Origin of the sequence: Streptomyces melanosporofaciens, assembly GCF_900105695.1 — a bacterium.
GTDB classification, from domain to species: domain Bacteria; phylum Actinomycetota; class Actinomycetes; order Streptomycetales; family Streptomycetaceae; genus Streptomyces; species Streptomyces antimycoticus.
Genome location: NZ_FNST01000002.1, coordinates 8,886,311 through 8,908,005 on the forward strand (window position 1 = coordinate 8,886,311; position 21,695 = coordinate 8,908,005).

Below are 21,695 nucleotides of genomic sequence, written 5' to 3' on the forward strand. Positions count from 1 at the left end.
GGGGGTGTTGACCGCCGTCGAGCGCCCGGATAACTTCGCGCCACGGATCATCGTTTCCGTAACGTGGAAACAAGCTGGGCGCGGTGGGAAGGGCGGAGGAGCGGATATGAAGCCTCAGGAGACCGTGCCGACCAGCCTGCCCGGTGCCGTACGGGCCTCCATCGCCGACTCCCTCGCCGCCGTCGACGCCGAGCTCGCCCGCCGCTACCCCGGCGACCCGGGCACCCGCCAGCCCGTCCACACCGTCTACGTACCCGCCGACCTCCTTACCGCCACCACCGTGCGCGACTGGGGCGACCAGGCGCTGGCGGCCCTCGACCAGCACGCCCCCGACGCCGACTCCTTCGCCGCCGTCCTCGGCCTCCCCGACGACCTCGCCGAACCCGTCCACACCCGGGTGCGGGCCAAGCTGGAGCGCGAGCCCGTGGAGGATCTGCGCATCGACTTCGAGGACGGCTACGGCCCGCGCCCCGACGCCGAGGAGGACGCCGCGGCCGCCCGTGCCGCCTCGCTCCTCGCGGCCGCCTGCGCGGAAGGCAGCGCGCCGCCCTATGCGGGCATCCGCATGAAGTGCATGGAGGCCGCCGTACGCGACCGCGGCATCCGCACCCTCGACATCTTCCTCACCGGGCTGATGGCGGCCGGCGGACTGCCGGACGGCTTGGTGCTCACCCTGCCCAAGGTGACCTACGCCGAGCAGGTCACCGCGATGGTCCGGCTGTGCGAGGAGTTCGAGAAGGCGCGCGGGCTCGCCCCGGGCCGCATCGGCTTCGAGATCCAGATCGAGACCACCCAGGCCATCCTCGGCCCCGACGGCCGGGCCACCGTCGCCCGGATGATCAACGCCGCCGAGGGGCGCGCCACCGGACTGCACTACGGCACCTTCGACTACAGCGCCTCCTGCGGGGTCGGCGCCGCCCATCAGTCCATGGACCACCCCGTCGCCGACCACGCCAAGGCCGTGATGCAGGTCGCCGCCGCCGGCACCGGCGTACGGCTCTCCGACGGCTCGACCAACGTCCTGCCCATCGGCCCCACCGAGCGGGTCCACGACGCCTGGCGGCTCCACCACCGCCTGGTCCGGCGGTCCTTGGCGCGCGCGTACTACCAGGGCTGGGACATGCACCCCGGCCACCTCCCCACCCGCTACGCCGCCGTCTACGCGTTCTACCGCGAGGGCCTGGAGGCCGCGGCGGAACGGCTCGCCGCGTATGTGGACCGTACGGCCACAGGCACCGGCATCGCCGACGAACCGGCCACCGCCAAGGCGCTCAGCGGCCATCTGGTGCGCGGGCTGGACTGCGGAGCCCTCGACGGCGCCGAGGTCGAGCGGCTGACCGGCCTGGGCCGCGCCGAACTCGACGTGCTGGCGGGGCGGGCCCCGGCCGCGTTCTGACCTCGGCCGTCGGCCGGTCCGCCGGGGCTCGCGGCTCGGCGGGAGCCTGCTGATCTGCCGGAGCCTGCTGATCTGTCGGAGCCTGCTGATCTGTCGGAGCCTGTGGGTCTGTTGGAGCCCGCAGACCGGTAGGAGCCGTCGATCTGTGGGAACCCGTAGACCCGACTGAGCCCGTCCGTCCGCCGGGGCCACCGCGCCGGAGTCCACAGTTCCACCCGGTTCGCCGGGCCCGCTGATCCACTTGGCCATATCCACTCACCCGCACGTGTCACCCGGGATGCGGCACCGCCGGGGAAGGCGGGAGATGGGTTCATGGCCAGAAGCGCCGTGTCGGCCCTGCTGATCCTGCTCGGTTGCCTGCTCGTACCGGTGTCCGTGCTGACGGTGTGGGTCCACGACATCGTCCTGGACACCGACCGCTACGTGGCGACGGTCGCCCCGCTGGCGAAGGACCCGGCGATCCAGGACACCGCCGTGGACCAGGTCAGCGAGGCCGTCGACATCCGCCACAACAGCCGGGAAGTCACCGCCGACATCGCCTCCTGGCTGCGCGCCCACGGCCTCCCGGAACAGGCCGCCGACACCATCGAGGGGCTGGCCCCGCAGCTGGACTCGGCCCTGGACCAGGCGGTGCGGAAGGTGGCGGCCCATATCGTGCGCAGTGAGCAGTTCCCCGCCGTGTGGACCGGCGCCAACCGGGCCGCCCACACCGCCGTCGTGGGCGCCCTCACCGGCAAGGGCGGCGGGCCGGTCGGCGTCGAGGGCCACACCGTCACCCTCAATGTCGGCGCCGCCGTGGAGCGGGTCCGACAGCAACTGGTGGACGCCGGGCTCCCCGTGGTGACCGGCATCCCCGACATCCACCAGCGGCTCGTCCTCTTTCACTCCGACCGGCTCGACACCATCCGACGGGCGGCACGCCTCCTCGACCTGGCGGGCAACTGGCTGCCCGCGCTGACGGTGACCCTCGGCGGCACCGGAGTGCTGCTCGCCCACCGGCGCCGCCGGGCGCTCGCCCGCGCGGCCCTGGGCACCGCGCTCGCCTCTCTCGCCCTGGCGCTGGCCCTCGCGGTGGGCCGTCGCTACTACCTCGACCATGTGCCGGCGAGCGTGCTGTCCAGGGAAGCCGCCTCGGCCCTCTTCGACACGGTGGTGCGCTTTCTGCGGGTCACCGTGCTCACCGTGCTGGTGCTCGGCGTCGTGGTCGCGCTCGGCGCCTATCTGGTCGGCCCGGGACGGCTGCCGAGCAGGGTGCGCGGCACGGCCGAGGTCCTCGCCGACAGCGCGGCCCGCTGGGGCGCCGCCCACGGGATGCGTACCGGCCGGGCGGGCATCTGGACCGCGGACCACCGGCGGGGACTGACGACGGCGGCCCTGCTGGTGCCGGTCGCGGTGTTCGCCCTGTGGAACCACCCCACCGTGCTGACGGTGCTTCTCCTGGTGGTGATCCTGCTGGCCGCCCTCGCGGTGATCGCCCTCCTGGCCGCCACGGGCCGCACGGGGGCGCACGGCAGGGGCGGTTAGGGGCCACAGGCCGTCAGGGGGTCAGGATGAGCACGATGAACGGCGAGACCACCTGCCCCAGCAGCCCGCACAGCGCCCGGGCGAGAGCGACCCCCGCCACGGTCGCGACCGTGACGCCGAGCAGAAACGCCAGGGACACCCGCACCGGCCGCGCGGTGGTCACCAGGATGACCGCGGCGACGATCTGAGGGCCGGCCATCATGGTGACGGCCAGGGGGAGAACCTGGAGATCCACGGCCGCCTGCCCTTCCAGCCCGCGTCGCCCCATCACCGTCCCGACTCCCCCTTCTACGCACGGCCCGCCGCCACGGCATCCGGCGCTGCGCCGACCGTGGCGCCGTAGGCTGAAGACGTGGTGCCCGGCGGGGCGCTCACCGGCCGCGCCGGGCGTGGCCGACGAGAGGCTGACGATTGGACTCGGGGTCTTCGTGTACCTGGTGGCGCGGGGGCGGGGGAAATGGGCATGCGCGAGGTGAAGCGTGCCGAGCGGGCGGAGAAGGACTTCCGGGAGTTCATGCGCACGACCGCCACCACCGGCCGGGCGGAGGAGCTCGAGCACCTCGTGGAGCTCAAGGACCACGGCGACCTCACGCCCGAGGAGTACGAGCGGGCCAAGGCCAAGGTCCTGGCCGCTCGAACGCACCATCGGTACCGCGGTGATCAGTACCGCACCGCGGTGCCCACCTGTGCCGTGATGCGGCCGGTGAGCTTGCGGTGGCTGCGGGCGGTGGCCTTGGTGGGCCGGTGCGGGGGCACTTTGGACAGGTGCAGGACGACGGCGTCGACCAAGTCCCCGCTCGCGTCGCGGAAGTTGACCTCGATGGCGTAGTTGGCCGTGTGCTTGCCCCCGTTGGTGACGGTCAGCGGTGCCACGGCCCGTCCCGCGCCGTTGCGGGTCACCCGGCCGGCCCTCACCTCGCGCTTGGCCTGGGAGCCGCCCTTGATCTTGTCCAACTCGGCCTGGGCCGACGCCCTCGCGGACGCGATGGCGGCGGAGGCCCGGGACACCCCGGACGACGGGGTGCCCCCGTCGTCCGAACAACCGACGGCGGCCGGCGCCAGCACGGCCATGAGGCTCACCGCGCAGATCGTCCGCGTTCGGCGCCCGCTCATCGCGTCTCCCTCGTTCCGCCGGCCGGGGGTCCCGGGCCCTCCGCATCCACCCTCGGTGCGGTGGGGGGCCGGGGCAACCGGAGCGGGGCCGTTCAGGCGTTCGGGGGGAAACGCGCCGGTCGGAGAACGGTCAGGCGCGCGGGGAAGGCCGGTCAGGGGGTGGACGTCGCGGGCGGGGGCAGTTCGCCGGAGCCGCGCGGGATCAGCCGGGTCGGCAGGACGACCCGCCGGGGGTCCCCGCCCGCGCCGTCGAGGCGGCGGAAGAGCAGATCGGCGGCGGTGCGGCCGAGCTGGGCCGAGTCCTGGGCTATGACGGTGATCCCGGGGGAGAGCAGATCGGCGAGTTCGAAGTCGTCGAAGCCGACGAGGGCCACCGGCGCGGCGGGCGCGGGGCGCTCGGCCAGGACCCGTACGACCGTGACCGTGACCCGGTTGTTGCCCGCGAAGAGCGCGGTGACCGGCTCGGTGGCGTTCAGCATCGCGGTGGCCGCGGCCCGGACCCGCCCCGGATCGGTGGGGCCGGGCGAGACCCAGGCGTCATGGACCGGCAGCCCGGCCTCGCTCATCGCCGCGTGATAGCCGCGCAGCCGCTCGGCGGCGGTGTGGATGCCCGGCAGGTCGCCGAGGAAGCCGATCCGGCGGTGGCCGTGGGCGATCAGATGGGCGACGGCGTCGCGGGAACCGCCGAAGCTGTCGGAGAGGACGGCGTCGGCGTCGACACGGCCCGCGGGCCGGTCGACGAAAACGGTGGCGATCCCGGCCGCCATCTCGGGGGCCAGATAGCGGTGGTCATGGCCGGCCGGGATGATGACGAGGCCGTCGACCCGGCGCGCGCACAGGGCGAGCACCAGCTCCTGCTCGCGCTCGGGGTCCTCCGCGCTGGACCCGTTGATCAGCAGCGCGCCATGGGCCCGGGCGACCTCCTCGACGGCGCGGCTCAGCGGACCGTAGAAGGGATCGGCCAGATCCTCCAGGACCAGTCCGATGCTCGCCGTACGGCCCTTGCGCAGAATGCGGGCGCTGTCGTTGCGGCGGAAGCCGAGTGCGGTGATGGCCTCCTGGACGCGGCGCTCGGTGTCGGGGGTGACGCCCGGTTCGCCGTTGACCACTCTGGAGACGGTTTTGAGGCCGACCCCGGCCCGTGCGGCGACATCCTTCATAGTGGGCCGGGTGCCGTAACGGCGTGTGGCGGTGCTCGGGGCGGTGTCGGTCACAGTGCGCTCGTCCCGTCGCTGGTCGTCGTGGGGGAGGGAGTGACGAGCATAGCCCCTGGACAACGTTGTCAGCGGCGGGAAGACTGTTGTCGCACAGCGAACACGTCCATGCCCACCAGCATGCCCACCAGGAGAGTCGACACCTATGCCACGTGACCTCATCGCCGCACTGGACATCGGCGGGACCAAGATCGCGGGCGCTCTGGTGGACGGGAGCGGAAAGCTGGTCGTACGGGCCCGTCGCGCCACCCGTGCCCAGGAAGACGGCGCGACGGTCATGCGGCAGGTCACCGCCGTGCTCGAGGAGCTCACGGCCACCGCGCACTGGTCACGCGTCGCCGCCGTCGGCATCGGCAGCGCGGGCCCGGTGGACGCCTCCGTGGGCACCGTCAGTCCCGTCAACATCCCCGGCTGGCGTGACTTCCCGCTGGTCGCCGGGGTCCGGGAGACCACCGGCGCACTGCCGCTGTCGCTGGTCGGCGACGGGCCGGCGATGACGGCCGCCGAGCACTGGCAGGGCGCGGCGCGCGGCCGTAAGAGCGCGCTGTGCATGGTGGTCTCCACCGGCGTGGGCGGCGGGCTGGTCCTGGGCGGCCTGCTGCACCCGGGCCCGACCGGCAACGCCGGGCACATCGGCCACATCAGCGTGGACCTCAACGGCGACCTGTGTCCCTGTGGCGGACGCGGCTGCGTGGAGCGGATCGCCAGCGGTCCCAACATCGCCCGCCGCGCCCTGGACGGCGGCTGGCGCCCGGGTCCGGACGGCGACACCAGCGCCCAGGCCGTCGCCGCCTCGGCGCGGGACGGCGACCCGGTCGCGCGGGCCTCCTTCGAACGGGCCGCCCAGGCCCTGGCCGCCGGGATCGCCGCGACCGCCGCGCTCGTCGAGATCGAGGTGGCGGTCGTCGGCGGCGGGGTTGCGGGCGCCGGGGACGTGCTCTTCACGCCCCTGCGGCGCGCCCTGCGCGACTACGCGACCCTGTCGTTCGTCCAGGGACTGGAGGTCGTCCCGGCGCAGATGGGCACCGACGCGGGGCTGGTGGGCGCGGCCGCGGCGGCGGCGCAGGAGGCGCGGCTGGAGGGGTTCGGCCCGGCGGCGGGCACGCACCCGACCGGCGATTGAGCCCCGCTGTCACCGTCTCCCCCTAAGCTGTTCGCCCTGAGCCCTGAGCCCTGAGCCCTGAGCCCTGAGCCCGAAGTCCCAAGCCCTGAGCCCGGCAGCGGCCAGGCTGGGCCGAGAACGGCCCGAGGGGGAGCGGAGCGGTGGCACCGGTGGATATGGGCGGCGAAATGTCCGGCAGGCTCCTGGGCGGGCGGTACCGGGTGACGGGCCGGCTCGGCCGGGGCGGCATGGGCGTGGTCTGCAGGACCGTGGACGCGATGGATCCGCGGCGGCGGCCGTCCGCCGCCGAGGCGCGCCGGATGCCGGCGGACGTGGCCGCCGGGCGGACGCCGCAGGGCGTGCGGCCCCCGGCCGCACCGGCCGCACCGGCCGCCGCGCCGCCGGGCTTCGGGCCACCGCCCCCGGAGGAGCCGCTGGTGAGCGGGGAGCCGGGGGCGGGGGACGGGGACGGCGCGCAGGGTGCGGGACGCGGGCGCCGCCGAGCACTCATCGCGGCCGCGGCCGCCACCGTCGTGCTCATCGCCGGCGGGGTGACGTACGCGCTGGTCGGCGGCGATGACCACGTCACGGCCTCGGGGCCGACGAAGGATCCGGCGGCGGAGTCGGCCAAGGACCCACCGAGCAAGCCGACCGGGCCCGGGGAGACCGCCTCACCGGGTGGTCGAAGGGCGCCCGGCACGGCCGGGCAGGACGGCGAGCGGCCGGGTGACACGGACTCACCGTCCGCGTCCCGCAGCCCTGACGGCGGCAACGGCGACGGGGGCGGCCCGGCGGCTTCATCGGCCCCGCCCTCGGGGGCCGCGCCCGTCTGCCACGGCAGCGGCGGCGGGCGGTACGACTGCGAGGTGTGGCGGGACGCGACCTCGTACACCCATGGCGGTGAGCCGGTCGGCACCCTCGAGCACGTTCTTCTGCCAGGAGAACCTGGGCCGCCGCGAGGACCTACGGCAAGTGGTCGAACGTGTGATGGGCCAGGACCGACGACGACAACGGCCATCGCGATGTCTATGTGAGCGTCGTCTACGTCAAGGGCGGGAACAACGACGAGCCCCTCCCCGGGCTGCCCGACTGCTGAGCCCGGGCGGCCGCGGGAAGGGGCGCGTTTCCGTGAGGTGAAGAGGTCTCAGCAGGTGAAGGACGCGTCGGCCCAGTCCCCGTGGTCGCTGGTGACCCCGTCCCCGCCGTCGGTGACGACGAGCCGGACCGTGTCCGCCTTGCCGATGGCGGCGTCGAGGGCGGTGGCCGGATCGGCGTTGGTCAGCGTCTTGGACGACGCCACCTTGGTGTCGTCCGCCCAGACCTCGAAGGCGACCGTGCCCTCGGTGCCCTCCTCGTCGTCCACGCCGACCTGTGCGGTGAAGCGCGAGCACCGGCCACCGGTGTAGTAGGTGACCTCGCTGGGTGCGTGCACGCCCAGGCCCTTGTCGTACGTGGTGCCGCCGAGGGTGAGCGGATGGCCGTCACCGGCTGAGCTCTCGCCTACGCTGGTGTTCTTCTCCACCGGACCCCAGCCGTTGAGCGCGCTCAGCCAGGGCAGATCGCTCGCGTACGAGCTGCCGGAGGGCGGTGCGACCACCACATGGACCGCCGAGACCAGCCGCGCGGCGGCCTTGGCGCCCTTCGGTGAGCGGTAGTCGGCGCCGACCGTCAGATCGTAGGCACCGGGCGCGGCCCCGGCGGGCGCGGTCACCTGCCAGCGCGTGACCAGCTTCGAGCCGGTGGGCAGCGCGGCGGCCCGGGTCGGGGAGGTGGCCTTGATCCGCCAGCCGTCGGCGCCGGTGAGGCGGACCGAGACCTGATGGGCCGGGGTGCGGCCGAGGTCGGTGACCGTGGTGGTGACCTGGGCGGTGGCCCCGGCCTCGGTCAGCGCGGTGCCGTCGATGCCGAGTTCGGCGACGGGCGGGTAGGAGGCCCAGCGCGCGTCGGCCGAGACCCGGTAGAGCACGGTGCCATGGGCCGGGACGGTGGCCGAAATGGCTCCGGCGGTGTTGTAGTCCTTGTGCGACCACAGGTCGCGCAGCCGGTACGCGGTCGCCTGGGGCAGCCCGACCCCGGTCGCCGTGGTGGCGATGTGCTGCGGCCGCTCGGTCTCGTTGAACAGCGCGACGGCGCGGCTGCCGTCCGCCATCTCCTTGGCGATGACCCAGCGCCCGCCCTCGGAGGAGACCACGGTGCCCTGCTTGCCGAGCGGATCCTGATCGACGCCGATGACCTCGTGATTGCCGAGGATCTCATAGGTCTCGGCGCTGGCCTTGCGCAGATCGGTGCCGATCAGCAGCGGTGCGGCCATGATCGACCACAGTGAGAAGTGGCTGCGGTACTCGGTGTCCGTCATCCCGCCGTTGCCGACCTCCAGCATGTCGGGGTCGTTCCAGTGACCGGGTCCGGCGTACTGCGCGAGCGGCAGATTCTGCTTGGCGATCGACAGCATGCTGCCCCAGCTGTCGCTGATGTCGCCGGTGGTCCGCCACAACTGGCCGAATTCGCCGGCCCACTCCCATGGCTTGTTCTCGCCCCATTCGCAGATGCTGTAGACGATGGGGTGGCCGGTGGACTCGGACGCGGCCTTCAGCGCGTCGCGCATGTCGCGGTAGCGCTGCTTGGCGTCGACACCCTGGTTATTGCAGTTGTCGTACTTGAGGTAGTCGATGCCCCAGTCGGCGAACTGCTGGGCGTCGGACTTCTCATGGCCGAGCGCCCCGGGGAAGCCGGCGGTGTTGCAGGTCTTGGTGCCCGCGCTGGTGTAGATGCCGATCTTCAGACCCTTGGAGTGGACGTAGTCGGCGACGGCCTTGATGCCGTTCGGAAAGCGGACCGGGTCGGGGACCAGCTTGCCGTCCGCGTCGCGCTGCGGCAGCGCCCAGCAGTCGTCGAGGTTGACGTACTGGTATCCGGCGTCCTTCAGTCCCTTCGCCACGAAGATATCGGCGATGCCCTTGACCATCGCCTCATTGAACTCGGCGCGGCAATGGGTGGAGTTCCAGTTGTTGAAGCCCATCGGAGGGGTGAGGGCGAGCCCGTCACCGGGCGCGGCGCTTGGCGCGGAGGCCGGTGTGGTGACCTCGGCGGGGTGCGACGGCTGGGCCACGGCCGGGAGGGCCAGGCCGGCCGTGGCCAGCAGGCCGGCGCTCAGTGCTCCGATGACTCTTCGCTTCGAGGGTCGAAAACAGCGGTGGCGCACGATGCGGGTCCTCCGTTCCCAACGGGGGTGACGCAGTGTCATGGCTGCGTCACATGCGAGCGTTTACGGTAGACCCTGTTGGAGTCTGTTGGAAGAGATGCGATAACAGTTGTTCGATATCTCGTCAAAACCCTTGACGATTTGGCTGGGTGCCGGGTGAGATCCCCTCACTCGCGTTCGATTGTGTTTGATTGGACCTCTGTGGAGGGGCACATGGCACCGTCATTGTCAGGACATCGGATCTCCCGCCGTGCGCTGCTACGAGGTACCGCGGCCGGAGCCGGCGCGGTCGCCCTGCCGACGTTGCTGACCGCCTGCGGTGGTCCGGGCAACGAAGTGAAGATCGGCTCCAACGCCTCCGACGCCGTGCCCGGAAGGCGTTCGCCGAGGTCTTCAACGCGTACGAGAAGAAGTCGGACAAGAAGGTCAAGGTCAACACCGTCAACCACGAAGCCTTTCAGGAAGGCATCAACCGCTATCTGAAGGGCACCCCCGACGACGTCTTCATGTGGTTCGCCGGGTACCGCATGCAGTTCTTCGCCGAGCAGGGGCAGCTCGCCGAGATCAGCGATCTGTGGAAGGGCTTCGACGGCTTTTCCGACGCGCTCAAGGCGCAGTCCAGCGGCAAGGACGGCAAGCAGTACCTCGTGCCGTACTACTACTACCCCTGGGCGGTCTTCTACCGGAAGAGCGTCTTCGCCCAGCGCGGCTATGAGGTCCCGAAGACCTTCGACGAGTTCCGGGCCCTCGCCAAGCGCATGGACAAGGACGGCCTCGACGCCATCGCCTTCGGCGACAAGGACGGCTGGCCCGCCATGGGGACCTTCGACTATCTCAATATGCGGGCCAACGGCTACGACTTCCATATCTCCCTGATGGGCGGCAAGGAGTCCTGGACCGATCCCCGGGTCAAGAACGTCTTCGATCTGTGGCGCGGGCTGATGCCGTACCACCAGAAGGGCGGCAACGGACGGACCTGGCAGGAGGCCGCCCAGAGCCTGGCGCAGAAGAAGTCCGGTATGGCGGTCTTCGGACTGCCCCACCCCGGACAGCAGTTCTCCGAAGCCGACCGCGACGATCTGGACTTCTTCGCCTTCCCCGAGATCGACTCCGCCTATGGCCAGGACGCGGTCGAGGCGCCGATCGACGGCTTTTTGCTGGCGAAGAAGTCCAAGCGGCAGAAGGAGGGCAAGGAACTGCTGAAGTACCTCGCCACACCTGCCGCCGAGGAGATCTACCTGAAGCGGGACCCGAACAACATCGCCGTCAACGACGGCGCGTCCACCTCCTCGTACAACGCGCTGCAGAAGAAGGCCGTCGACCTCGTCTCGAACGCCAAGCAGATATCTCAGTTCATGGACCGCGACACCCGGCCGGACTTCGCGTCCCAGGTGATGATCCGGGCCATTCAGCAGTTCATCAACAAGCCGGACGACATCGACTCCCTGACCAAGGACATCGAGTCCCAGAAGAAGACCATCTTCGCCGCCAGCTAGGAGATTCGCGCCGTGCCGCTCATCAACGCGCGGCGTGCCAAACGGCGAGGTCCCCGGAGGTTCACCTCCCGCGACCTCGCCGTTATCGGCGTGCTGCTGGGCATACCCATCCTGCTCGACCTGGCCCTGATCTGGGGCCCGACCCTCGCCTCCATCGGTCTGTCCTTCACCAACTGGGACGGGATCGGCGATATCCACTGGGTCGGCATCGACAACTACAAGACCCTCTTCAGCGACTATCCGCCGTTCTGGCCCGCCGTCCGCAACAATCTGCTCTGGGTGGCCTTCCTCGGCTGTGTCGCGACCCCCTTCGGGCTGCTGCTGGCCGTACTGCTGGACAAGGGCGTCCGGTTCAGCCGGTTCTACCAGTCCACCCTCTATATGCCGGTGGTGCTCTCCCTCGCCATCGTCGGCTTCATCGCGCAGCTGATCTTCTCCCGTGACCAGGGCGCGCTGAACGCGATTTTGGCCAACAAGGACAATCCGGTGGACTGGCTGGGAGACCCGGAGCTCAATATCTGGATGGTGCTGCTGGCGGCCGCCTGGCGACATACCGGGTATGTGATGATCCTCTATCTGGCCGGGCTGAAATCCGTCGATCCCTCGCTCAAGGAAGCGGCCGCGATCGACGGCGCCAGCGAGACCCAGACCTTCTTCCGGGTCGTGCTGCCCACCCTGCGGCCGGTCAATGTCATCGTCGGCGTCATCACCGTGATCGAGGCTTTGCGCGCGTTCGACATCGTCTACGCCATCAACCATGGCCGTAATGGGCTCGAACTGCTCTCGGTGCTGGTCACCGACAACATCATCGGCGAGGCCAGCCGGATCGGCTTCGGCTCCGCGATCGCCGTCGTCCTGCTGACCGTGTCCATGGGATTCATCGTGACCTATCTGGTGCAGGAGCTACGAGGGGGGAAGAAGGGATGACCACCACCCGGACCGCCCCCGTACGGACCGTGGCGCCGGTGACCGGCCCCGGCAAGCGCCGGGTGAGCCGTGGACGGCTCGGGCTGCACGCGTTCCTGATGACCGTGTCGCTCGCCTTCCTCGCCCCGCTGCTGCTCGCCATCTACGCCTCGCTGCGTCCCTATGAGGAAACCGCCAAATACGGCTATTTCTCGCTGCCGCGCCATCTGTCGTTCGACTACTACGCGCAGGCGTTCAACGATTCCGGAATGGGCAAGTACTTCATCAACTCGCTCATCATCGCGGTGCCCGGAGTGCTGCTGACGCTGTTTCTCGCCTCGTTCGTCGCCTTCTGCGTGACCCGGCTGAGAATGCGCGGCGGGCTCGTGCTGCTGATGGTGTTCACGGCGGGCAATCTGCTGCCCCAGCAGGTCATCGTCACCCCGCTCTATGTGCTCTTCACCAAGATCAACCTGCCCTACTGGATGTCGGACTCGATGACGATGTACGACTCCTACTGGGCCGTGCTCGCCGTCCAGGTCGCCTTCCAGGTGGGTTTCTGCGTCTTCGTCCTCGCCAACTTCATGCGCACCCTTCCCGAGGAGATCGTGGAGGCGGCGCGGGTGGACGGCGCGGGGGTGTGGACGCAGTACTGGAACATCACGCTCCCGCTGTGCCGGCCGGCGCTCGCCGCGCTCGCCACCTTGCAATTCACCTGGATGTACAACGACTTCCTGTGGGCACTCGTCTTCATCTCCGACGGCGAGAAGCTGCCCATCACCTCCGCGCTCAACAATCTGCGCGGCCAGTTCTTCACCGACTACAACCTGCTGGCCGCGGGTTCGGTGATCGTGGCGCTGCCCACGGTGCTGGTCTTCCTGCTGTTGCAGCGCCACTTCATCGCCGGACTCACCCTCGGCGCCAGCAAGGGCTGATACGCCAGAGGTCACCGTGGTCCATGTGGCCACGGTGACCCCTGTGGCACAAGGGTCCCACGCCCCCGGCCGAGCCCCACCGCACCGCCCCGCGTCATGCGCCCATACGGTCCGGAGCGGCGCAATCCGTCACTCGGTCGTCTTCGGGCGTTTCCGTGGCAGGGTGATGCGGGCAACTGTCAGGAGGCGATGGAATAGGGGGAAATGTGATCGTCTGGCTGAACGGTGCGTTCGGTGCGGGTAAAACCGCCACGGCCCGTGAATTGGTGGACTTCATGCCCGGCAGCACGTTCTACGACCCGGAGCTGGTCGGTAACGGTCTGCGGATGATGCTTCCGCGTAAACGTCTTGAACAGGTGTCCGACTACCAGGATCTGCCCTCCTGGCGACGGCTGGTCGTGGACACCGGAGCGGCGCTGATCGCGGAGGTCGGCGGTCCGCTCGTGGTGGCGATGACGGTCCTCAGACAGGAGTACCGGGATGAGATCTTCGGTGGTTTCGCGGCCCGTCGCATCCCCGTGCGGCATGTTCTGCTCCACACCGATGAAACGATCCTTCGCGAGCGGATAGCCGGGCGCGAGGCGATACCCGGGGACCCGGACGCGAGCGAGTCCGTACGCCAGTGGTGCCTGGCCCATCTCGCCCCCTACCGGGCGGCCCTGCCCTGGCTGACCGCCGATGCCCATGTCGTGGACACCACCGGCATCACCCCGCGCCAGACCGCCCAGCACATCGCCGACGCCGTCCGCGAGGGCGCCGGGAGCTGCGACATCGTGCAGACCCCGGAGCCGACGGCCGAGACGCTGGCCGCCGGGGTGCTGCTCTTCGACGAGGAGGACCGCGTGCTGCTCGTCGACCCCACCTACAAACCCGGCTGGGAGTTCCCCGGCGGCGTCGTCGAACCGGGCGAACCCCCGATGTGCGCCGGGGTGCGCGAGGTCACCGAGGAGCTGGGCGTACGGCTGGACGAACCGCTGCGGCTGCTGGTCGCCGACTGGGAGCGCCCCCAGCCGCCCGGCTACGGGGGCCTGCGGCTGCTCTTCGACGGCGGCAAGCTCTCCAGCGCGGCCGCCCGGGAGGTGCTGCTGCCCGGCTCCGAACTGCGCGGCTGGCGCTTCGTCACCGAGAGCGAGGCCGCCGCGCTGCTGCCGCCGGTGCGGCTGAGCCGACTGCGCTGGGCGCTGCGCGCCCGCGAGCAGGGCCGCCCGCTCTACCTCGAAGCGGGCGTCCCCACCGGCTGACCCACCGCCCCGTCTCGTACGTCACCGGCCGGCCCCGTGCCCCGTTCGGCAGGCGGGGGAGGCTCAGCCCTTGCCCGCCGCGTACATCCCCAGGAACAGCGCCTCGGTCAGCGAGAGCTTCTCCAACTCCTGCGGCGAGACGCTCTCGTTGACCGCGTGGATCTGCGCCTCCGGCTCGCTCAGCCCGATCAGCAGGATCTCCGCCTCCGGGTAGAGGGAGGCCAGTGTGTTGCACAGCGGGATCGAGCCGCCCTGCCCGGCGATCGCCATCTCCTGGCCGTCGTACGCCAGGCGCATCGCCTCCCGCATCGCCGCGTACGCCGGGCTCGTGGTGTCCGCGCGGAACGGCTGGCCCTGGCCGACCTGCTCCAGCGAGAGCCGCGCGCCCCACGGCACCGAGGACCGGAGGTGCTCGGCGAGCAGCCGGTTGGCCTCGGCCGCGTCCACGCCCGGCGGCACCCGCAGGCTGATCAGCGCCCGCGCGCTGGCCTGGACGGAGGGGGTGGCGCCGACCACCGGCGGGCAGTCGATACCGATCACGGTGACCGCGGGGCGCGCCCAGATGCGGTCGGCGACCGTACCGGAGCCGACCAGCCCGACCCCGTCGAGCACCTTGGCGTCGTTGCGGAACGCCTCTTCCGGATACTGCAGCCCGTCCCACTCCGCGTCCGCATCGAGGCCCTTGACGGTGGTCGAGCCGTCCTCGGCGCGCAGCGAGTCCAGCACGCGGATCAGCGCGGCGAGCGCGTCCGGGGCCGCCCCGCCGAACTGGCCGGAGTGCAGATTGCCCTCCAGGGTCTCCACCGAGACCCGCAGCAGCGTCATTCCGCGCAGCGTGGCCGTGACCGTCGGCAGCCCGACCCGGAAGTTGCCCGCGTCGCCGATCACGATCGTGTCGGCGGTCAGCAGCTCGGGATGGGCCTCGGCATAGCGCTCCAGGCCGCCCGTGCCCTGCTCCTCCGAACCCTCCACGATCATCTTGACGTTGACCGGGACCCCGCCCTGCTCCTTGAGCGCCCGCAGGGCGGTGAGATGCATGATCACGCCACCCTTGCAGTCCGCGGCGCCGCGACCGTACCAGCGGCCGTCGCGCTCGGTCAGCTCGAAGGGCGGGGTGTGCCAGGCGGCCTCGTCCAACGGGGGCTGCACGTCGTAATGGGCGTAGAGCAGCACGGTCGGGGCACCGGCCGGGCCGGGCAGAAAGCCGTAGACGGACTGGGTGCCGTCGGGGGTGTCCAGCAGCGCCACGTCCTCGAATCCCTCGGCGCGCAGGGCGTCGGCGACCCAGCGGGCAGCGGCCTCGCATTCCTCGCGCGGGAACTGCGCCGGGTCCGCGACCGACTTGAAGGCCACCAGCTCGGCCAGCTCGGCCCTGGCACGCGGCTGCAGGGCGGCTACGGTGGCGGCGAGAGGTGCCTTCTCCATGGGGGTCACTCCTGGGTGCGACGGGTAGGCGGCGGGATACGCTGCGATGGGCACGTATGTACGGCTTGATGCCGCGTGGCCGATCATCCCACAGCGGGGTCATCCGTCGGGGAGCCGTAGGATGCCGGGAAGGCGCATCAGGTCGGTCGATTGGGAGCGGATCCACACGTGAGCAGCGACAACGCAGCCCCGGACAATGAGACGGTATGGGACGTCGTCGTGGTGGGCGCGGGCCCCGCAGGTGCCTCCGCGGCCCATGCCGCCGCGTGCGCCGGACGCCGGGTGCTGTTGTTGGAGAAGGCCGAACTGCCGCGCTACAAGACGTGCGGCGGCGGCATCATCGGTCCCTCGCGCGACGCGCTCCCGCCGGGCTTCGAACTGCCGCTGCGGGAGCGGGTGCACGCGGTGACCTTCTCGCTCAACGGCAAGCTGGCCCGCACCCGCCGCTCCAAGCACGCGCTCTTCGGGCTGATCAACCGGCCGGAGTTCGACGCGGCCCTGGTCGAGGCCGCCAAGGACGCGGGCGCCGAGATCCGTACGGGCGTCGCGGTGACCCGCGTCGAACAGCACGGCCCGGCCGTGCCCGACCGGCGCACGGTCGCCGTGGTGCTCGCCGACGGTGAGACGGTGCTGGCGCGGGCCGTGGTCGGCGCGGACGGCAGCGCGAGCCGCATAGGCGCGCATGTCGGCGTGAAGCTGGACCAGGTGGATCTCGGCCTGGAGGCGGAGATCCCCGTGCCGCAGACCGTCGCGGAGGACTGGGCGGGCCGGGTGCTCATCGACTGGGGCCCGATGCCGGGGAGTTACGGCTGGGTCTTCCCCAAGGGCGACACCCTGACCGTCGGCGTCATCTCGGCGCGCGGCGAGGGCGCCGGGACCAAGCGCTATCTGGAGGACTTCATCGCCCGGCTCGGCCTCGCCGGATTCGAGCCGAGCATCTCCTCCGGCCATCTGACCCGCTGCCGCGCCGACGACTCGCCGCTCTCCCGCGGCCGGGTCCTGGTGTGCGGGGACGCGGCCGGGCTGCTGGAGCCGTGGACGCGCGAGGGCATCTCCTACGCGCTGCGCTCGGCCGGCTCGCGGGGGAGTGGGCGGTGCGCGTCGCCGAGGCGCATGACGCGGTGGACGCCCGCCGTCAGGCCCTGAACTACGCCTTCGCGATCAAAGCGGGGCTCGGTGTGGAGATGGGCGTCGGCCGCCGTCTGTACACGGTCTTCGCCCGCCGCCCCGGGATGTTCCACGCGGCGCTCACCGGCTTCCGCCCGGCCTGGCGCGTCTTTACGAAGATCACCCGGGGCACCACCACCCTGGGCGACCTCGTCCGCACCCACCCGGCCGCCCGCCGGGCCCTGGCGGCGATGGACCGGGGCTAGCCGCCTGCGCCCGGGCGTCGCGCGGCGATCATGCGGCATACGACGGTGATGCGTCGCGCGGCGGCCCCGAGGCCTCGCCGGTAGTGGGTCGCGTGGCGGTCTCGGGTCTTCGCCGGTGACGCGTCGCGCGGCCTCGCCGGTGACGCGGAAGATCGGGTGCGTCCCGGCGCTCCGGGCCCGGCCGGCGCGACGTACTCCGCCGGGAGTACGTGCGGGCACCACGCAAGGGGGACGCCGGGCCCGCCCGGCCGGTTTAGCGTTGCCCGTATGCACGGATTCACGGGGGAGCCCGGCCCCTGGCACCGGCCGGGCGGACGCCGGCGCGAGATGCCCTTCGGCCCACCGCGCTCGGCCGTACCCTGGCCCTCCTCGCTCGCCATCGCCGTCGTCCAGCTGATGGGCACGGGGTTCGCCGCGCATGACCAGCCCGCCCGGGTGGGCCTCGGGCCCGGGGCCGGTGCGCTGCTGCTCGCCGGGCCCGCGCTGCTGCTCCTGCGCCATCGCCACCCCGGGACCGTCGTGGTCGGCACCGCGGCGGTGACCGTGGTCTACATCGCCGCCGGATATCCGTACGGGCCCGTCTTCCTCAGCGTCGTCGTCGCCTGTGTGGCGGCCGTCGCCGCCGGGCGGCGGATCGCCGCGTGGAGCGCGCTCGGGCTGCTGTGGGGGAGCCATCTGCTCATCGGCCACTGGCTCTACCGCCGGCTGCCGCCGGGCGGTGACGGGCCCGTCGGATGGGGGCAGGAGCTGGGGATCACCGCCTGGGCGATGGCGATCGTCGCCGCGTCCGAGCTCGTCCGCGTGCGGCGTGAGCGGTGGGTCCGCGAACGGGCCGAACGCGAGGCGGCGGCCCGGCGCCGGGCGGATGAGGAGCGGCTGCGGATCGCCCGCGAACTGCATGACGTCCTCGCCCACAGCATCTCGGTCATCAACGTCCAGGCGGGCGTCGGCCTCGCCCTCCTCGACCAGGACCCCGAGCAGGCCCGCACCGCGCTGACCACCATCAAGGCGGCCAGCAAGGAGGCGCTGGGCGAGGTCCGCCAGGTCCTCGACACCCTGCGGACCTCCGGTGCGTCCGGCGCCGCGCCGCGCTCGCCCGCGCCCGGCCTGGACCGGCTGGAGGAGCTGACCGGGCAGGCGGCGGACGCGGGGCTCGCGGTGCGGGTGGAGGTCGAGGGCGTACGGACGGCCCTGCCGCCCGGCGCCGACCTCGCGGCGTTCCGTATCGTGCAGGAGGCCCTGACCAATATCGTCCGCCACTCCAGCTCCCGGAACGCCCACGTCCTGTTGCGCTACGCCCCCGGTGAGTTGGAGCTGCGGGTGGACGACGACGGTCCGGCGGCCGGGGGCGAGGTGACGGGCGGTGGCAACGGACTGGTGGGCATGCGGGAGCGGGCCGCCGCGCTCGGCGGCACGGTGGAGGCGGGCCCCCGCCCGGACGGCGGCTTCCGCGTCCGGGCCCGGATCCCGTTCAGGAGCACGAGGGAGACACCATGAGTGAGGGGGACAGGGAAGACGCCGTGATCCGTGTCGCGCTCGCCGATGACCAGATCCTCGTCCGCGCCGGTTTCCGCGCCTTGCTGGCCGCTCAGCCGGATATCGAGGTGGTCGGCGAGGCGGCCGACGGGGAGCAGGCGCTGGCGCTCGTGCGGGAGCAACACCCCGATGTCGTCCTCATGGACATCCGCATGCCGGTGCTCGACGGCCTCGCCGCCACCCACCGGATCACCGAGGACCCGGCCCTGGGTGAGGTGAAGGTGGTCATGCTGACCACCTTCGAGCTCGATGAGTACGTCTTCGAGGCGATCCGCTCCGGCGCCTCCGGCTTCCTGGTCAAGGACACCGAACCGGCGGAGCTGCTGCGGGCGGTGCGCGCGGTCGTCGGCGGCGACGCGCTGCTGTCGCCCGGGGTGACCCGCCGCCTCATCGCCGAGTTCGCGGCCCGTTCCAGGGAACCCGCGCCCGCGGCCGCGCTGGCCGAGTTGACCGACCGGGAGCGGGAGGTGATGGCCCTGGTCGGCATGGGGCTGTCGAACCAGGAGATCGCCCGGCGGCTTGTGGTCAGCCCGCTCACCGCCAAGACCCATGTGAGCCGCACGATGGTCAAACTGGGCGTCCGGGACCGCGCCCAACTCGTCGTGCTCGCCTATGAGTCGGGCCTGGTCCGGCCCGGCTGGCTGGGCTGAGGAAGGTCCTGGGCCCGGGGAGCGGTGGCGAGGGTGCCCCGTGCTCGGTGCCCGGCGCTTCGGGGCCCGCTCAGAACAGCCCCTCCGGGGCCTCCGCCTCCCGCTCCCGCACCGCCACCGGCGCCGTCGTCGGGGCGTCCGCCGCGGCCGCCGTCAGCGGCCAGCCCGCCAGTTGACGGGTGTCCAGCAGCAGGATCCGGCCGTCCGTCGAGGTCAGGTGGATGTCCGGGCCCGCCACGGCGTCGATCCGACCGGCCACGGTGGCCTCGGGGACGAGCCGGATCAGCCCCAGCGCGGGGCGCACCCGGTCCAGATGGAACGCCGCGTCTTGGTGCACCGGCTCGAACGGCGCCAGGGCGAGCGACTCCGGCAGCGCGCCCAGGGCGCGCGCCCGCTGGTGGAGCGCGGCGAGGTCGGCGGCCCGCCGCTCCGGGGGCGGCGCGGCCTCGCGGGCGGTGCGCTTGGCGGCGTAGGGGAAGCGGTCCGGGACGCCGAGCGCGGTGCCCAGCACGGCCTCGGCGCGGCGCGCGGCCATCAGCGGGCCACGGCCCAGCAGGCAGTACGAGAGCGCGGCCTGCTCCAGCAGCCGTGCCCCCTCCCGCTCGGCCGCGGTGATCCCGACCTTGACCAGATCCGGGCCGAACCAGGCGAGATAGACGTCGTAAGGGCGCGGGTCGTCCGTACGGGTGTCGGCGGCCACGGAGTACGAGCGGTCCAGCCGGGCGCAGTCCGGGCACTGTGCCGATACGGCGGCGGCCGGGACCTCGGCCCCGGCCGGGCACGGGGTGTGCCGGGCGCCCCTGCGCACGCCGACGCAGTCGCGCCGGGGCCCGGTGGTGAAGGAGAGCGGGCGGTCCGGCGTCAACGGGGAGAGCCGTTCGCCGTGGGCCGGACGGCGCCAGACGAGCGCGGGCCCGCGGTGGCCCCAGCGCGATCCCGCGCACTGCCACCGCGCCGCCCGCGGGCTCTCGGCCATCAGCGCCGCTGCCGGGAGAAGAGCCACAGCGCCCGCACCAGGCGGACGGCGAATCCGACGGTGGCCACCGCGAAGGCGGCTGCCTTCCAGGCACTCTCCTGGGCCCGGCCCAGATCACCGAAGAGCGCGGGGCTCCCGACCGCGACATAGAGCACGGCCGCCAGCAGACCGGCCGTGACCAGGGCGAACACCATCTCGACGGTGAGCGTGTCGCGCTCGTCCTGGGAACGGGGTCCGGTCATCTCGCATCAGCCCTCCGCCTGCTGTCCAGTGGCTGCCGCCGAGTCGGTCCTCACCGGCTCGCGCTGCCCGTCACGCTGCTTCCTGCGCACATACAGCTGCTTCCGTACGCGTGCCACGACCGTACCGTCCGGGGCGACCACGTCGTTCTCGAACCACGGCAGTGCCTTGCCGCCGTCCGCCGTGGCCTCGCGGATCTCCTCCAGCCGCTCCTCGGTGAGCTTGAAGTCGGCGAACACGTCGCCGCGGCCGGGCGAGACGAAGTCGATCTCGCCGGCCTTGTCCCAGACGATGTAGTCCCGGCCGAGCCGGTTCATCACCAGCAGCATCCAGAACGGGTCGCTCATCGCGAACAGCGAACCGCCGAAATGGGTCCCCACGTAGTTGGAGTTGAAGCGGTGCAGCCGCAGCCTGACCCGGACACTGCTCCAGTCCTCCGCGAGGTGGACCACCCGCACCCCGGCGAAGAGATAGGGCGGCCACCAGTTCATCGCGCGGCGCAGGCGGCGCGCGGACATCGATCGACGTGACATGTCAGGAAGCTAGCACGTGACATTACCCGTCGGTAACCCAATGGCCCGGCGTATCAGATGCCCGAGCGCTCCCGCCACAGCTCGGCCAGCTTCTCGTCTCCCTCCGTGGTCAGCGCGGTGATCGGCTGCCGGTTCCAGAGCGCGAGATAGAGGTCGGCGGCCGAGCCGCTCAGCTCGCAGTCGGCCGCCCCCTCGCCGTCGCGCTCGGTGCGCGGAACCTCCTGTGACAGCCGCATCGTCCACACCGCGTCATGGTCCGTGGCCCTCACCCGGAGCGTGCGCGGGGCGTCCGTGCGCACCCGGGACCGGTCCAGGCCGTGGAAACCGACCAGCAGCTCATCGACCCCGTCGGCAGCGAACTCCGGGGTGAACGGGGAGAGGGCCCCGCCCCGCGCCGACTCCGCGTCGATCCGGTGGATGGCCGTCTCATGGGCCTGGCGCCGGGCCCAGAAGCCCAGCGGGAACTCCGTGGGCAGGAAGGTGAAGCACTTCAGCTCGGGGTCGGCATCCCTGAGGGTGCCGACCAGCCGGCCATGGACCTCGCGGTACCAGGACACGAGCTCGGCGTCGGCCGCCGGCGCCGGCTGGAGCGTCGGCCGGACCGGGTCCGTCAGGCCCTCGCCGACGATCCGGGCGGCCCAACCGTGCACCTGGCCCAGGTGGGACAGCAGGTCGCGGACGCGCCAGTCGGGGCAGGTGGGCACCGCGGCGTCCACTCCGGCCTCGGCCGCGGCGTCGGCCAGCAGCCGACCCTCGCGGTCCACGATTTCGATCAACTCGGCAGTATCCATGGCGGAATCATGCCAGCCGCCTCGGACATCCGCCGGGGCCCG

General features: G+C 71.9%; 18 protein-coding genes and 3 pseudogenes. 12 read left to right on the forward strand and 9 right to left on the reverse strand.

What is annotated here, in order from left to right:
* The first annotated feature begins 106 nt into the window (after positions 1-106).
* A complete protein-coding gene (locus BLV72_RS40695) occupies positions 107-1,396 on the forward strand; it encodes a DUF6986 family protein (protein WP_093468763.1) in 1,290 nt (429 codons plus the stop codon).
* Between the two features lie 312 nt (positions 1,397-1,708).
* Positions 1,709-2,920 (forward strand): hypothetical protein, encoded by a 1,212-nt coding sequence (locus tag BLV72_RS40700; protein WP_093468765.1) that lies wholly within the window; start codon positions 1,709-1,711, stop codon positions 2,918-2,920.
* Between the two features lie 13 nt (positions 2,921-2,933).
* Here BLV72_RS40700 and BLV72_RS40705 read toward each other — a convergent pair whose 3' ends face one another.
* Positions 2,934-3,188 (reverse strand): hypothetical protein, encoded by a 255-nt coding sequence (locus BLV72_RS40705; RefSeq protein WP_244321260.1) that lies wholly within the window; start codon positions 3,186-3,188, stop codon positions 2,934-2,936.
* 246 nt (positions 3,189-3,434) lie between these two features.
* On the opposite strand from BLV72_RS40705, the pseudogene BLV72_RS50665 reads away from it, so the two are divergent.
* Positions 3,435-3,509, forward strand: a pseudogene (locus BLV72_RS50665) (SHOCT domain-containing protein); the annotation flags it as partial.
* Positions 3,510-3,580: 71 nt separating this feature from the next.
* Here the strand turns inward: BLV72_RS50665 and BLV72_RS48440 are convergent.
* Together BLV72_RS48440 and BLV72_RS40715 are read right to left on the reverse strand one after the other, a co-directional pair.
* Entirely contained in the window at positions 3,581-4,033 is a 453-nt protein-coding gene (locus BLV72_RS48440; RefSeq protein WP_167746279.1) for a hypothetical protein, read from the reverse strand.
* A 152-nt stretch (positions 4,034-4,185) separates the two neighbouring features.
* Entirely contained in the window at positions 4,186-5,247 is a 1,062-nt protein-coding gene (locus tag BLV72_RS40715; RefSeq protein ID WP_093468766.1) for a LacI family DNA-binding transcriptional regulator, read from the reverse strand.
* A gap of 145 nt (positions 5,248-5,392) precedes the next feature.
* Between BLV72_RS40715 and BLV72_RS40720 the strand changes: the two genes are divergently transcribed.
* Complete coding sequence (locus BLV72_RS40720; RefSeq protein WP_093468768.1) at positions 5,393-6,370, forward strand: ROK family protein; 978 nt, start codon at positions 5,393-5,395, stop codon at positions 6,368-6,370.
* A gap of 140 nt (positions 6,371-6,510) precedes the next feature.
* Complete coding sequence (locus tag BLV72_RS40725; protein ID WP_143059854.1) at positions 6,511-7,383, forward strand: hypothetical protein; 873 nt, start codon at positions 6,511-6,513, stop codon at positions 7,381-7,383.
* A 110-nt stretch (positions 7,384-7,493) separates the two neighbouring features.
* On the opposite strand, the gene BLV72_RS40730 is transcribed toward BLV72_RS40725, so the two are convergent.
* Entirely contained in the window at positions 7,494-9,593 is a 2,100-nt protein-coding gene (locus tag BLV72_RS40730) for an NPCBM/NEW2 domain-containing protein (protein WP_244321261.1), read from the reverse strand.
* Positions 9,594-9,764: 171 nt separating this feature from the next.
* Here BLV72_RS40730 and BLV72_RS40735 point away from each other — a divergent pair.
* The 4 genes and pseudogenes from BLV72_RS40735 (at position 9,765) to BLV72_RS40750 (ending at position 14,129) form a co-directional block, all read left to right on the forward strand.
* Positions 9,765-11,047 (forward strand): annotated as a pseudogene (locus BLV72_RS40735) (ABC transporter substrate-binding protein).
* 12 nt (positions 11,048-11,059) lie between these two features.
* Positions 11,060-11,974, forward strand: a complete 915-nt coding sequence (locus tag BLV72_RS40740) for a carbohydrate ABC transporter permease (RefSeq protein WP_093468772.1) — start codon at positions 11,060-11,062, stop codon at positions 11,972-11,974.
* A complete protein-coding gene (locus BLV72_RS40745) occupies positions 11,971-12,888 on the forward strand; it encodes a carbohydrate ABC transporter permease (protein WP_093468774.1) in 918 nt (305 codons plus the stop codon). Before BLV72_RS40740 ends, BLV72_RS40745 begins: the two co-directional genes overlap by 4 nt.
* A gap of 206 nt (positions 12,889-13,094) precedes the next feature.
* Complete coding sequence (locus BLV72_RS40750) at positions 13,095-14,129, forward strand: NUDIX hydrolase (RefSeq protein WP_093468775.1); 1,035 nt, start codon at positions 13,095-13,097, stop codon at positions 14,127-14,129.
* A gap of 63 nt (positions 14,130-14,192) precedes the next feature.
* On the opposite strand, the gene BLV72_RS40755 is transcribed toward BLV72_RS40750, so the two are convergent.
* Positions 14,193-15,554, reverse strand: a complete 1,362-nt coding sequence (locus BLV72_RS40755; protein ID WP_093468777.1) for a dipeptidase — start codon at positions 15,552-15,554, stop codon at positions 14,193-14,195.
* 168 nt (positions 15,555-15,722) lie between these two features.
* Here BLV72_RS40755 and BLV72_RS40760 point away from each other — a divergent pair.
* The 3 genes and pseudogenes from BLV72_RS40760 (at position 15,723) to BLV72_RS40770 (ending at position 19,113) form a co-directional block, all read left to right on the forward strand.
* Positions 15,723-16,927: pseudogene (locus tag BLV72_RS40760) on the forward strand (geranylgeranyl reductase family protein).
* 267 nt (positions 16,928-17,194) lie between these two features.
* The gene (locus BLV72_RS40765; protein WP_093468778.1) at positions 17,195-18,424 is read left to right on the forward strand and encodes a sensor histidine kinase; all 1,230 of its coding nucleotides are present in this window, start codon (positions 17,195-17,197) and stop codon (positions 18,422-18,424) included.
* 23 nt (positions 18,425-18,447) lie between these two features.
* Positions 18,448-19,113 (forward strand): response regulator transcription factor, encoded by a 666-nt coding sequence (locus tag BLV72_RS40770; protein ID WP_093470833.1) that lies wholly within the window; start codon positions 18,448-18,450, stop codon positions 19,111-19,113.
* 70 nt (positions 19,114-19,183) lie between these two features.
* Here the strand turns inward: BLV72_RS40770 and BLV72_RS40775 are convergent, their stop codons facing one another.
* From BLV72_RS40775 to BLV72_RS40790, 4 genes are read right to left on the reverse strand one after another with little or no spacing between them, the layout of a single operon-like run.
* The gene (locus BLV72_RS40775; RefSeq protein ID WP_093468780.1) at positions 19,184-20,089 is read right to left on the reverse strand and encodes a DUF2797 domain-containing protein; all 906 of its coding nucleotides are present in this window, start codon (positions 20,087-20,089) and stop codon (positions 19,184-19,186) included.
* Positions 20,089-20,331 (reverse strand): DUF6332 family protein, encoded by a 243-nt coding sequence (locus tag BLV72_RS40780; protein WP_093468781.1) that lies wholly within the window; start codon positions 20,329-20,331, stop codon positions 20,089-20,091. The genes BLV72_RS40775 and BLV72_RS40780 overlap by 1 nt, the downstream gene beginning before the upstream one ends.
* A gap of 6 nt (positions 20,332-20,337) precedes the next feature.
* Positions 20,338-20,862, reverse strand: a complete 525-nt coding sequence (locus BLV72_RS40785) for a DUF4442 domain-containing protein (RefSeq protein ID WP_244321262.1) — start codon at positions 20,860-20,862, stop codon at positions 20,338-20,340.
* 53 nt (positions 20,863-20,915) lie between these two features.
* Entirely contained in the window at positions 20,916-21,653 is a 738-nt protein-coding gene (locus BLV72_RS40790) for a maleylpyruvate isomerase family mycothiol-dependent enzyme (protein WP_093468784.1), read from the reverse strand.
* Positions 21,654-21,695 lie beyond the last annotated feature (42 nt).